Raw genomic sequence first — 13,062 nt, forward strand, 5'->3', positions numbered from 1 at the left:
CCTAATCTACTTTAAAAATTTTATAATAAAGCTCTGTCTCCGTTTTCATCGAACAATTATTTCTCCAAAATATCCTCTGCATCTTTTCATTTGAAGTATGCGTGCTTCCGATGTAATAAGTAGCCCCCATTTCCTTTAACATATGTAAAGATTGAAGATGCATATGAGAAGCAACTCCTTTCCCGCGATAATAAGGCATTACTCCAAAGTAAAATAATCGTCCTTCACTTTCTGTTCCAGTTTCTATATGTGGTATGGACATACCAATTGACCCAGTTTTATCATAAAAAACAATACATGACTTTTCCCAACCCTTACCTAACTCTGTTTGCACGGAATAAAAATGTTCATCGATAGTTAAAATTGAAGTTTGATTCCCTGAACCCGACATACATTGTTCCCAAATATATTTAAATTCTTTTTCCGATAACGTTCCTTCTGCTATTGATCGATATGTATATTGTTTTTCAACCATCTCTACATTGTTTAACTCCCTACACACTTCTATCTTTGCTGCATGTAAAGAAAAACCCGCATCAAGTAAGACTTTTGCACTTGTGTTATAACTACTAAACCTTTTGTTTAAGACAATACTTGCTCTTTTTAACTCCCAATTAAAACAAACCTCTTCAAATCTACTTATCTTTTCTTTATATGTTTGTACGTTATACAAAACATCTTCTTCTATTTCTTCAATTGTCACTGCATTTGGTAAGCCATTTAATACTTTTTTAGAAGGACCAAATAAGTTTTTAATGACTGTAAGATCGTACTTCACCACTTCACCTCCAATCTACAATTTCTATCCGTAATAACCACTCTCATATACTCATCTCCTTATTTTTAAAATAAATAAGAAAATCCATCCACTTACCATTCTCTAATGAAAATGCCTCTCTCTTGCATTCAAATGAAAAGCCTGCGCTTTCCGCAAGACGCACTGATGGCTCATTATCAACATGTATATGTAATTCGATTCTATGAAAATTAAGGCTATTAAAAAATAACGATAACGTAGCGTTTACACTTTCTACCCCATATCCATTTTTCCAATATTGATTATGAATAGAGTAGCCCATCATTGCCCACTGATAATCCATACGTAAAATTTTTATTAGCTCTAGCTTTCCAATATTAGCCCCATCTTCTTTACGAAAAATACCTAATACATACATCTCATCTCGATGTGCTGCTTCATCAAACCCTCTAATCCATTCCGTGAACCATTCTTTTGTTGGTGATGCCATAACTTGATAGCCATCGTCATATTTATACTGCGATGGCAGTCTCTTATTAAATCCATCTAACCAACTTTCGTAATCATCTTTTTGAAATGGACGGATAATGAGTCTATCCGTCTCTACTTCTAATAACGGTAGCTTCATTTACATCTCTTCCTCCAGTAATTGATTGAATATTCTTTGTTATCTTACACGAAATACAAAATCTAGTAACAAACCTTATGCCCATCAACTTAAGAAATTAGTAGTTCCCCAATACGAAAAAAATAAGTCGAATTCTATAATTAACTGTATAAGGGGAAATTTTTCATTTTGAGGTAATTCCAAACCCTTGGCTTGATAACGATGTGACGGTCGCCCTCCTTAGGAGAATTACTTGGATTCACTAATGAAAAAATTGTACAAAAACGTCATTTTAAATAATCAAGTCAGATTATCTATTTCTAACTTGATTATTTAAAATATAAACCTTTGCCCACTGGCTGAACAGTTTCAAGCACAGTGTCAACCATTTCTTCATTAATCAAGGTTCTTATAATCCAAGCTGAGAGGTCTTGAGCAGCAAAACAACCTGCGGCAGTCGAGATATTCCCTTCGTTTACGAATCTTTGTTCAATAACGTCTACATCAAATTCTTTAAGTTGTTCTACTACAGATGGATATGTAGTTGCTTTTTTGCCAGTTAACAATTTTTTAGCTCCTAGTAGTAGTGAACCAGAGCACATAGAGCCTATTAATTGTCTTTGAAGATCTACATGAATGCTATTAAGATATTCTTGATTTTGATATAAACCTTGGACCCCCTTGCCACTTGCAAATATTACTGCGTCAGCGGAAGGTATATCAGATATGCTTCCTGTCATGGGGATACGTAAGCCAGACATGGATATATGAGTTTTTTCCGTTCCTAATAGCTGGACATTCCAATCAGAAATACCGCCAACTAAACGTACACGATTTAATAAATCCCATGGTAAAAAAACATCTATATCAGTAAAGTTATCGAAACAGGCTATCGCAATTTTCATTCTCTAGCCTCCTAATTATTGAAATATTAAAAACATTTTAATTATAACAATTTCAAGTGGAGGTAGCGAGGTTTAAGTTGCCTAATAGCCGAATATCGTTCGAGCGTTACCAAGCTAAAAAATTGCATCAAAAAAACAAAAACGTTTATACTCTCCACTAACAGAAACATTAACAAAAACCCAGTCATGCTTTATACATAACTGGGTTCTCTATCGTTTCATAATTTTCTATTTCACAAGAACTACATCTCGTAATTCCCTCTTCAACACTTTTCCTAAAGCATTTTTCGGTAACTCATCTATGAATACCACTTCTGGTATTTTGTAACTGGCTAATTTCTCCTTACAATACTGAGTAATACTTTCTTCTGTTAATGTTGTTTCGTCATCCTTCACAATGTAAGCTCTTGGAACTTCTCCCCAAAAGTCATCTGGAACTCCAACTACTGCAACTTCTAAAACACCATGTATTTCATGAATGACATCTTCTACTTGATCTGGATATACGTTGTCACCACCGCGTATGATAACGTCTTTATATCTTCCCATAATATGCAGGAATCCATCATCATCTATCATGCCAGCATCACCCATGTTAAACCAGTTATCTTTTACTACCTTCTTTGTCACCTTTTCATTATTCCAATACCCTTTAAACATGTATGGACTTTTCACATGAATCTCTCCAACTTCATTTGTTATTAGTTCATGTCCTGTTTCCGGATGAACAATTTTCACCTCTACATTTTTCAAAGTCTTTCCTACAGAAGACATCTTTTCTTTTCCCATCATTGGATGCCATGAGGTTACAACCCAACCTTCTGTACTACCATAACCTTGCACCATATATATTCCTTTTTCCATATATTTTTGAATGAGTGTTTCTGGCACTTTTGTACCACCGCTTTGTGCTACTTTAAAGGTTGAAATGTTACGTTCTTTTTTATTTAATTCATCAAGCATGTAACTATAAACAGCTGGGAACGCAAGCATCGTAGTAATTTTCTCTTCTTCAATCTTATCCCAAATAAGAGTAGGATTCGAATCAGCTAAGAAAATCATCGTAACGCCATGATAAATACAATTTAAAATAGAAAGCACGCCACTCATATGGAACAATGGATGCACAGATAAAAAGCGTTCACCTGCTGGAATTTCTCTTTGGCCCGCAATTTCAGCAAAATAATGATGCAAGTTTTTATGTCCAATTACACATGCTTTCGCCTGTCCAGTCGTTCCTGAAGTAAATAAGTAAATGGCATCGTCTTCTTCATGAACTTCTACGTTCGGTTCTGTCGTTGGCTGTTTTTGCAACTCTAATTCAAATGAACCAAAGCCTTCTTTTGTCGTTTGAATTACATAAGGGATTTCTTTTACAGCATCAATCTTTAATAATACTTCACTAAATTCTTCATCAATAACTAACACTTTTAATTTCGCTTCTTTTACAATCGTTTCTAATTCATAAACAGTAAGCTGATGATTTAGCGGAATAAATACCGCTCCAATTTTTAGACATGCCATCATAACGCTTGGAAATGGGTGATTATTTTTGCATAGTATTCCTATACGCTCTCCTCTTTGCACACCATTATGTAACAAATATTGTGCAAGCTGATTTACTCGTTCATTATATTGCTGAAACGAATATCTTTTCTTTCCCCCTACAAGCGCTTCCAAATTTGGTGATTGCATTGCTCTCTTTTGTAATAATTGTCGCATCGTTCTCAAGTAAAACTCCCCTTTATATATGTTAGGGTTTTTATTTTACCAGATTAACTATTAATTTACTAAAGATTACACTTAGTGAATATAAAAAGAATATAAAATAGCCATTTACTTGTGAAGTAAATGGCTATTTTTCATTATATATTAGAATACTTCTTGTTCATCACATATTGCACATACTCAGGTGCACTTTTATCAATCTCTTCATCACTTAGTTTATATTCTGCACCATATAAATAAAAGGAAGGCATAAATTCCATACCCGTATATAAGCATGTAGCTTGGAATGGTTTCGTCAACTCATCCATTGTAATCCCACTATTTTCATAGTCTTTTTCTAATCCACCTATAGAAATAGCTACACCAAATTCTTTCCCCTTTACTTTATCTCCTTGTGATCCGTATGCAAATCCATATGTTAATACATCATCGAACCACTTTTTTAATAATGGTGGCGTGCTGTACCAGTAAAGCGGAAATTGAAATATATATCTGTCATGCTCTACTAATAACTTTTGCTCTTCTTCAATATTAAACTCCCAATTCGGTGCCACCTTATATAATTCATGCACCGTAATTTCATCTGAATGTTTCTCAAGTTCTTCTATCCATCTTTTATTAATTTTTGATTTTTCAATATGAGGGTGTGCTACAATTACAAGTGTTCTCATCATTTTCCAGCCCCTTTATAAATTAATCAATCCTTTACGTATTAGTATGAATGAGTTACATATAATTGAAAAGTACGTACTTTCAGGTACTATAGGAACCTTGAAGTACCTTTGGAGGTGTTATATGAATCAAAATGATAATTGTCCAATTGCAACAACACTCGATGTAATCGGTGGAAAATGGAAAGTTCATATTTTATGTATTTTGTCGGATGGAAAAATGCGAACAAATGAAATTAAACGAGAAATCCCAAACATTACACAAAAGGTTCTTACACAACAACTTCGGCAACTTGAAGCTGATGGGATTATCTATCGTACCGTATATCAAGAAGTACCACCAAAGGTTGAGTACACACTAAGTGAATACGGAAAATCTTTAATGCAAATAATGAATGATCTGTTTGAATGGGGAAAAGATCATCAGATTAAAAGATTACATGACTAAAAAAGCACTATATACTTTGTTTAATCCTCTACGTTCATATTTTTTATTTTTATAAAGTTCATTTTCATCATTTTTTAGCTAACTTGTTTTCTTAGATTGATGGACGTGACCCCACATCCATCAATCTAAAAAGATACAATTAGAAAAATGAGATTTCTATAAAGTTTCGCATATAAACACTACTTCCGCCTCATTAAACGCTCGCTCTACTTTTTCTAATCTCAATTGTACGTAAGCTATAAAGAAGCACCCCTAAACCGAGAATTTTTTCATTATTAGACGCATTAGAACCTAAGGTAATAGTAGCTACATTTAAACCCATAAACCTTCCACTCCATTCTATAGGCATATAAAAAGATACTCCTTAAAAGTAAAAAACGCTATTCTCTCTGTAAAATCATAGAAAAGAATAGCGTTTTTTATTTTGAAATAGAAGTCATTATTTAAACTAAACATGCTAATATTGATTTTGTGCGATTGTCCGTTACCTCATAATAAATTTCTAATCCTTTCCGAGTACCTGTAACCATTTTAGCAGCTTTTAGTTTAGATAAATGTTGACTAATTGTACTTTGAGGCATTTGTAAATCCCCATACATTGTTGTTACATTAGTAGGGCCTTTTGCAAGCATTATTTTTACTAAAGATAGACGAACCGGATGCGCCAATACCTTTAACACCTCAGCGATTTCTTGAAACATTTCTTTTTTTTCTTTCATCTTATTTCTCCCCTTTTATATACATATTTATGTTATCCATATATATAATTCGAAGGTATATGCGTTTTTGTGTCCGTCATTTTAAAAAAATATAAAAAAACTTTTGTCCGAAACTAAAGAAGTATCTTAACATAACGTCTCACTATTAATGATGAATAGAAATCTCGTTATAGACGTAGCAGTTTTTATGCTACAACTCTACATTCAACTAACTAAAACCAATGAAAAAAAGAGCAGATAGTCCGCTCTCTTATGATGCCTCCTTATGCTCCGTGGAATGTTTAACACTCCCCATTCTCTTTAGTTTATTCCACCCTACCGCTACTCCTCGAAGCGATGAGAATATAGATTTAATGACAACATAAGTCATAAATTGACGATAAATAAAACGTTGTAAAATTAACCATACCAATGGTTTTGGGTTCTCTTCCTCTAATTTAAATGCGAACAGAGAAGCGAGAAGATCCATTAAAAAGAATACAAGATAAAATCCTAAAACTTTTAGCGGATTACTACTAAATAGTCCCATGATCATTAATATATCTGCAAAAGGAGCAATGAATTGCAGAACATATTGGAATAACCACATATTAGGCAGTGCAATAAACCCTAATGTTTTATGTTTTGAATTACACAACGCTTTTCGATGTTTCCAAAGACATTGAAGTGTACCATATGACCAACGATATCGCTGTTTAATGAGACTTTTCACATCCTCAGGTGATTCCGTAAAAGCATGCGCTTTTTCTTCATATACAATTCTATGCCCTTGACGTAAAAATGTAATAGTAAGATCCGTATCTTCTGCTAATGTATCTTCGCTTAAATATCCAGACTCAACTACATTCTTCTTGCGCCACGCCCCAATAGCTCCTGGAACTACTGTAATACAATTTAACTCATCAAAAGCTCTACGTTCTAAATTAAACCCTGTAATATACTCAACATGTTGCCAAGTAGTTAACAAATTTCGTCTATTCCCCACTTTGACATTACCTGAAACTGCAGCTACATTCTGATCTTCAAAGTGTCTAATCATTAAAGAAATAGCGTCTTTCGCAATAATAGTATCCGCATCTAAAGTGACAATGATTTCTCCTCGCGATTGTTGAAACCCTAGGTTCATTGCCGATGATTTCCCGCCGTTTTCTTTCTGAATGAAACGAACTTTAGAGTGTTTAGAAAATGTTTCTTGCATTACTTTTGACGTACCATCTGTCGATCCGTCATCCACAACAATAACTTCAAATTCTCTATAATTACTATCCAAAATTGAGTGAATCGTCTTGGCTATCACCTTTTCTTCATTATATGCCGCTATGACAACACTAACAAAAGGTTGATAAGACGAATTAATATAGCGAGATAACGTTTTTCTTTTCTGCTTCCATGCAAAATAAATTAAGAATAAAAATCGAAAAATCCCTAATCCAATAGCAATATAAAAAATAGTAGTTAATATATGCTTAAAATATCCGGCTCCTGAAAAGACAGCTTTATTGTAAAGTAAATATTGCTTCCCCTCAGAAGAAACAGGAGGCATAATTTCATCTCGTTCTTTATTCATTAAATCTGAAATTGTTACAAAACTATATCCATGCTTTTTTAGGTCTTTAATAATGATCAGGAGCGCCTCTACTGTATTTGTACGATTCCCTCCTGCATCATGGAGAAGAATAACATTTCCCTCTCCCTTATAAACAGGATTAAGAGCACGCTTTACTAATTCATTTGTTGATGGTGTTGCCCAGTCTTCAGGATCAACTTTTTCCGCTACCATTGTATAGTTCATATTTTGTGCACGTAAAATAGGCAATATTTCATTTGCTGAATCCGGGTTAGCATCTGCTTCATATGGCGGTCTAAATAAAACCGTAGAATGTCCAGTTACTTCCTGAATTAAACGTTGCGTCGTATTAAGTTCTACTTTCGTTCGTAATAAAGACGTATCAGCTATGTTAGGATGCTTGAAAGTATGATTGCCAATTTCATGCCCCTCATCGTATATTCTTTTTACAATACTAGTATTTAGTTGCGCGTTTTCACCAAGTACAAAAAAAGCAGCTTTTATTTGATTCTCTTTTAATATATCTAATATTTCTGGCGTATATTTCGGGTCTGGTCCATCATCAAATGTTAGTACTACTTGTTTTCCATTTGGTTTTCCATATCGTTGCACTTCATATGCAGATGGTAAGGATTGATATACTTCATCTGTAAGGTAACCATCTTTGCCTACTTTAAAATCTCTCAATCCATTTTTTCTTTCATTCTCAATCTGTAAAATTTCACCTTGTCCGGAATAATTTACTTCATCTAAACTATTGATTTTATGTAATACATTAGGATTTTTTTGTACCTCAATAGGATTTTTTAAAACTTTCCATATTGTAGGGTCTTCTGCTCCTAATCTCCATAACGCAAATCCCTTTGCATTATTGTCCATTGCGATTTTCACTTGATTATAAAGAGTTACACCGTCTAAGAACCAAGCAGTATGTTCTTTCCCTTCTGTTTTATACCTAAAATAAGGGTTTCCACTCATCTTATCCCATTGAATTTTCATATTTGAATCATGAGCCATTGCCATAACTTCTGAGAAAGTTAAAGACTTCGCAGCTTCTTTACTATTTACTTCCCAATCATATCCATAGTTACCGAAAGCAACTATAAGCTTATTAGACAGAATATTCAGTTCTTTTAATGTGTGTTGGAACCATTTATTTGAAGCAATTGGTCCTGGTTCCCCGGCTCCATAGTGCTCATCGTACATCATTACAATCATTCGATCTATTATTTTTGCTAACGCACTATAATCAAAAGCCTTATCATTAGCTGGAACATCTTGTGTAACGAGCAAATCATGTTGATGAAATTCCGTAGTAAGTTCTTTCATAAAATTTGTTAAGTTTTCTCTATCACTTTCAGGTACGGCCTCAAAGTCAATATTAATTCCTGAAAAATGATTCTTTTTAACTTGGCTTACTAAATCATTAATAAACTTTGTCTTTACATCATTTGAGGAATTCAGTAACTTATGAATTAGCCCACTATCAGGACCAGAAGCTTCCTCAGTATAGTTAGTAAGCAAAGGCATAATCTTCACTTGATTTTTTTCTGCCAACTTTACTATCTCAGGTTTGATCTCACTTCTAATCGTTAAATCTGCTTTTAAATGATACCACTCTGGTACTAACGTAGTTAAGGAATCGATATTTTCTTTTAAAGAAGCGGTACTATTTTCATCCCAGTTTACATAAAAACCATACACTTCTTTAGGTTGTTTACTATCCTTCGGCGAATTCACCAAATTTTTATTATCCTTCGTTTCGGTATTTGGGTTAAATTCTTCCTTCTTTAACTGCTGATCACTAAGTTTTTGATTAATTGGTACAAGTTTAGTATCTTGTTGTACAGCGGTATTCATATTTGGAATTTCTGGTGTTGAAAAAATACTTTGAAAGAAAAAATAAAATACAACACCTACACTAACTATTGAGATACATAGAAACCAAATAAAGGCTATGTTTCTCCTTCCTTTCGGATCATAAAAAACAGGTTTTTCTTTATCTTTCTCTTGTTGAATGTTTTTCTCCATTATATTTTTCACATACTCCTTCTTAATAGAACTATAGAATAATAAAGTGCAACTTTAATCAGCCCTCACCAATTGGGCATTTACAAGCAGCTCAACTCCCACCTAACTTCTTTTCCCAAGCCAAATTTTGAGATGGGAGTTTTACTGCCCACAATAGCGAGATACATCCTTTTAGCTTTGAAATGAATCTCTCACTTCCAGATTCTATTGATTCTTCTTTTCATTCCCTTGCTGGTGGCCTCTATTTTCTTGTTGAGACCCCCTACCGTTGTTCCCTTGCTCGTTTCCATCATTTTCTTTCTGGGATCCTCTTCCATTGTTCCATTGCTCGTTTCCGTTATTTCCCTGTTGAGATCCTCTTCCGTTGTTCCCTTGCTGATTCCCATTATTTCCTTGTTGAGGATCTCTTCCATTGTTCCATTGCCCATTTCCATTATTCCCTTGTTGAGGCCCTCTTCCATTGTTCCCTTGCTCGTTTCCGTTATTTCCCTGTTGAGATCCTCTTCCGTTGTTCCCTTGCCCATTTCCATTATTCCCTTGTTGTGATCCTCTCCCGTTGTTCCCTTGCCCATTTCCATTATTCCCTTGTTGTGATCCTCTTCCGTTGTTCCCTTGCTGATTCCCATTATTTCCTTGTTGTGATTCTCTACTGTTATTCTCCTGTTGATTCCCTCTATTTTCTTGCTGTGATCCTCTTCCATTGTTTTCTTTTATTTGCTTCGATGGCTGTTCCTCTGTTTTCTTTTGTTCTTTCTGCTCTTGCTTTTCATATTTTTTTTCGTCTACAGGAGATAAATCCATTGATGCATCAGGAGATGACTCCGGCTGTGATTGCACCTCTTCTTCATTTTCCACCGGATTAGGCGGCGTGGCAGGAGGAGTAAGCGATTTGTTTTTCTCATTCTCTTGCTTTATATAGACACCTGTGCCAATTCCAGCTTTTCTAGCATTCTCTCGTACTTGCATCGTGCTACTTTGATATTCAACTGTAATATGTTTTAACTCATATTCTTTCTTCAATTCTTTCATTGCCTTTTCTAACTGTGGTTCTAGCGCCTTGTCCTTTGCAACAGCTGTTAGCATAACTTGCTTATCATTCGTTAAATACTTATCCTCTTGGCTTTGCTGTATAATAGTACGTACTACTTCTTGCAATTGTTTATTTTCCCATTGCTTCAATTCTTTTAAAATACGCCTTCCATCATCATTACAAGCCTGCAAATCTATAACACGGAAATCCTTCGTTACGCTCACCTCTAAACTTGGATTTATATCAACTGAGACGTAAGCAAATACTTTTTCTTCTGGTTGGTTGTAGAAAAACAGCACTGCAAATAGAAAACAAGCAACAAGTATTGATGCAGGTTTTAAAAAGGAAGGGATCGAAAAATGCGATGCTTTTTGTTCTTGCTCATCAAATGAGATTTCCTCCCCGATTATGCAAGAATCCCCTTTTCTTTTACACGTAATAAACTCTCCATTTGGTGTTAAAACAACTACGCTATGCTTTTTTATATCCATCACAATTCCTTTATTCATCATGCTTTTCCCCTCTTATGTAATCCAGAATATATGTATAGTTGTTTGCAAAAATAATACACATTGCAATAATGTATTTTCTATGTCGTTCCAACGTTTTACGACTCACCCTAACACGCGGTTCAATATGTTTAAGCGGTAACTTTTTCTTTCGGAACAGCTCTTCCATCATTTCCTCTTCTTTTATAATAATTTTCACAATTTCTATTAAGTGCTCACGCGTATCACGATGCTTAGGAGATTCTTTAGCAAGCTCTGAGAATGTGATTTTAAACTCAGCTAGCACACTTTGAAAATGAAGAATTTCCTCCTTACGGTTACTATTTTCCATCTCTTTCATATACTCCGTAAGCGACACTTGCATTTCTAACATTTCCTCTTGCTCATCTTCTTTTAAAAAGACAAAGTTATGTTTAGACTCCTTACGTATATAGTCAATTACATCTCTTTTTATAAGAAGATCAGCAAACGCTAAAAAGGATTTTCCTTTTGTATAGGAATACTGTTCAATTGCTTCGTTAAACGCAAACAATCCAATGCTATATTCATCATCCTGTTCTGTAATATATCGGCGGCAGACAGATGAGATTGATTTTCTAATAAAAGGCTGATACTGTACGATAAATGCTTCTTTATCTTCTTCGTTGTTTTGTATGTTACATACGATATCTTCTATTTTCGGTTTTCTTAAGATCTTCATTACTAAACTCAACACTTGTAATCTCCCAGCCTCCTTCAAATAGCAAAATGGCCACTACACAAGTGACCATTTAACCAGATTTTCTTGGTACTTTTCTTCGGGCTTGTCTTCTTGCTGTTAGTTATATTTTTCGAGTCTAACTTTTCCCAACGTTTTCTTAATGATTTTCCTTTTCTCTCGGCACTAAAGTTAAGTTTATATTTTTATCTACTTTCTTATTTTCTACCGTTCGTTTTGCTTATTCTTTTTCTATTTTATCTGCAATCCTTGAATAACTCTTCTCTATATCATTGGTAATTTCATCCTTTTATTTTGGATACCCACTTAATCTAGTAATTTTATTAATGCTTCTATATTCTTTCCTAGTCATTTTTCTTCTATTAATTTTCTTCACTATACATATTCGGAGGAATACATAGTTTTATGGGGGTCAAAAAATATTTTTATAAAAAAATATATATTTATTTCAAAAATAAAAACCATCAATTTGAAAAAGGATAATCAAATTGATGGTTTTCTTATAATATCTATTAAATTAAGTTGGATTCTCATTATATCTAAAAAAGTACTAGCTATCCTCTGCCGATTTTCTCCATTTTTATCTTTCTTGGTTATCATAATATGTCTTATCTGCGTATTTTCTATCATTTCCTTTTAGATAAGCTAAAATTACTTTTGGATTTTTAAGTAAAGTCCAGTCTCCATATGTATCAAATCTTCTGCATGAAGTTATCATTCCATTTTTAATAGTACCGAATTTCTTATTATTTTTCTTTCCCCATTCTTTTAAACGTTTAGCGAAATCTGCATCTTCTGCCATAAGCATGTTTTCATTAAATCCGTTGATTGCCATAAAGTCTTTTCTATAGCACCAAAAAATCCCTACAGATATAGCTCCGTACTTAAAAAGTAAAGGGATTATGATTAACATTGCGGAGAGAAATATTCCTAAAGATATTCTTTCAAACTTCCCATTCACCCCACCACCAATGTATGTACCTGAAGCTAAATATTTATCTACATTAGACAACATAGACTCTGTCATTATGGTATCAGCGTCTATAGTAACGATTATTTCTCCACTAGCTATTTTAGCCCCTGCATTTCGAATTTTAGATAAGTTTTTATCGTTATTTTTCAATGTAATACAATTATAAGATTTTGCTATTTCCTCTGTTTTATCTGTACAACGATTTAAAACAACTATAACTTCCGTTTGCTCTTTATATGCCTCTGATGCCTTTGCAATTGAATCTAAACATTTTCTAATGTACTTTTCTTCATTATGTGCAGGAATTATAATGGAAAACTTCACATCTTATTTCAAATTAACTCCTGAAGATTCGTTTGTCTCAGTCATAATATTCCCCCCTATTTTATAAGGTAAATA

The 13,062-nt window shown here is 33.9% G+C and carries 12 protein-coding genes; 1 reads left to right on the forward strand and 11 read right to left on the reverse strand.

Going from position 1 to position 13,062, the window contains the following annotated elements:
* Position 1 precedes the first annotated feature (1 nt).
* From AC241_RS16680 to AC241_RS16700, 5 genes are all read right to left on the reverse strand, one after another.
* Positions 2 to 778 carry a GNAT family N-acetyltransferase gene (locus AC241_RS16680; RefSeq protein ID WP_029442880.1) on the reverse strand — a complete coding sequence of 259 codons (777 nt, stop codon included), beginning with the start codon at positions 776 to 778 and terminating at the stop codon, positions 2 to 4.
* Positions 779 to 821: 43 nt separating this feature from the next.
* A complete protein-coding gene (locus AC241_RS16685) occupies positions 822 to 1,385 on the reverse strand; it encodes a GNAT family N-acetyltransferase (protein ID WP_016080834.1) in 564 nt (187 codons plus the stop codon).
* A 308-nt stretch (positions 1,386 to 1,693) separates the two neighbouring features.
* Positions 1,694 to 2,269, reverse strand: a complete 576-nt coding sequence (locus tag AC241_RS16690) for a DJ-1/PfpI family protein (RefSeq protein ID WP_050844342.1) — start codon at positions 2,267 to 2,269, stop codon at positions 1,694 to 1,696.
* 228 nt (positions 2,270 to 2,497) lie between these two features.
* A complete protein-coding gene (locus AC241_RS16695) occupies positions 2,498 to 3,991 on the reverse strand; it encodes a class I adenylate-forming enzyme family protein (protein ID WP_080990892.1) in 1,494 nt (497 codons plus the stop codon).
* A gap of 143 nt (positions 3,992 to 4,134) precedes the next feature.
* Complete coding sequence (locus AC241_RS16700; RefSeq protein WP_016080832.1) at positions 4,135 to 4,668, reverse strand: NAD(P)H-dependent oxidoreductase; 534 nt, start codon at positions 4,666 to 4,668, stop codon at positions 4,135 to 4,137.
* 124 nt (positions 4,669 to 4,792) lie between these two features.
* On the opposite strand from AC241_RS16700, the gene AC241_RS16705 reads away from it, so the two are divergent.
* A complete protein-coding gene (locus AC241_RS16705; protein ID WP_016080831.1) occupies positions 4,793 to 5,116 on the forward strand; it encodes a winged helix-turn-helix transcriptional regulator in 324 nt (107 codons plus the stop codon).
* A 193-nt stretch (positions 5,117 to 5,309) separates the two neighbouring features.
* Here AC241_RS16705 and AC241_RS34840 read toward each other — a convergent pair whose 3' ends face one another.
* The 6 genes from AC241_RS34840 to AC241_RS16735 form a co-directional block, all read right to left on the reverse strand.
* Positions 5,310 to 5,465: a hypothetical protein gene (locus tag AC241_RS34840; RefSeq protein ID WP_050844346.1), complete on the reverse strand. Its 156-nt coding sequence runs from the start codon at positions 5,463 to 5,465 to the stop codon at positions 5,310 to 5,312.
* 94 nt (positions 5,466 to 5,559) lie between these two features.
* Positions 5,560 to 5,835 carry an ArsR/SmtB family transcription factor gene (locus AC241_RS16715; protein WP_000660066.1) on the reverse strand — a complete coding sequence of 92 codons (276 nt, stop codon included), beginning with the start codon at positions 5,833 to 5,835 and terminating at the stop codon, positions 5,560 to 5,562.
* Positions 5,836 to 6,085: 250 nt separating this feature from the next.
* A complete protein-coding gene (locus AC241_RS16720) occupies positions 6,086 to 9,433 on the reverse strand; it encodes a trifunctional glycoside hydrolase family 18/polysaccharide deacetylase/glycosyltransferase family 2 protein (protein WP_050844348.1) in 3,348 nt (1,115 codons plus the stop codon).
* Between the two features lie 204 nt (positions 9,434 to 9,637).
* Complete coding sequence (locus AC241_RS16725) at positions 9,638 to 10,975, reverse strand: anti-sigma factor domain-containing protein (protein ID WP_050844349.1); 1,338 nt, start codon at positions 10,973 to 10,975, stop codon at positions 9,638 to 9,640.
* Complete coding sequence (gene sigI, locus AC241_RS16730) at positions 10,965 to 11,687, reverse strand: RNA polymerase sigma factor SigI (RefSeq protein WP_002082432.1); 723 nt, start codon at positions 11,685 to 11,687, stop codon at positions 10,965 to 10,967. The genes AC241_RS16725 and sigI overlap by 11 nt, the downstream gene beginning before the upstream one ends.
* Positions 11,688 to 12,270: 583 nt before the next feature.
* On the reverse strand, positions 12,271 to 12,987 hold the full coding sequence (locus AC241_RS16735) for a glycosyltransferase (protein ID WP_155417068.1): 717 nt from the start codon (positions 12,985 to 12,987) through the stop codon (positions 12,271 to 12,273).
* Positions 12,988 to 13,062: the final 75 nt, after the last annotated feature.

Source organism: Bacillus thuringiensis, assembly GCF_001182785.1.
Taxonomy (GTDB): Bacteria; Bacillota; Bacilli; order Bacillales; family Bacillaceae_G; genus Bacillus_A; species Bacillus_A thuringiensis_S.

Coding starts and splice junctions, on each gene's coding strand:
- AC241_RS16700 (WP_016080832.1), bottom strand. CDS start 4,668: ATGAGAACACTTGTAATTGTAGCACACCCTCATATTGAAAAATCAAAA.
- AC241_RS16720 (WP_050844348.1), bottom strand. CDS start 9,433: ATGGAGAAAAACATTCAACAAGAGAAAGATAAAGAAAAACCTGTTTTT.
- AC241_RS16690 (WP_050844342.1), bottom strand. CDS start 2,269: ATGAAAATTGCGATAGCCTGTTTCGATAACTTTACTGATATAGATGTT.
- AC241_RS16695 (WP_080990892.1), bottom strand. CDS start 3,991: ATGCGACAATTATTACAAAAGAGAGCAATGCAATCACCAAATTTGGAA.
- AC241_RS16685 (WP_016080834.1), bottom strand. CDS start 1,385: ATGAAGCTACCGTTATTAGAAGTAGAGACGGATAGACTCATTATCCGT.
- AC241_RS34840 (WP_050844346.1), bottom strand. CDS start 5,465: ATGCCTATAGAATGGAGTGGAAGGTTTATGGGTTTAAATGTAGCTACT.
- AC241_RS16725 (WP_050844349.1), bottom strand. CDS start 10,975: ATGATGAATAAAGGAATTGTGATGGATATAAAAAAGCATAGCGTAGTT.
- AC241_RS16705 (WP_016080831.1), top strand. CDS start 4,793: ATGAATCAAAATGATAATTGTCCAATTGCAACAACACTCGATGTAATC.
- AC241_RS16715 (WP_000660066.1), bottom strand. CDS start 5,835: ATGAAAGAAAAAAAAGAAATGTTTCAAGAAATCGCTGAGGTGTTAAAG.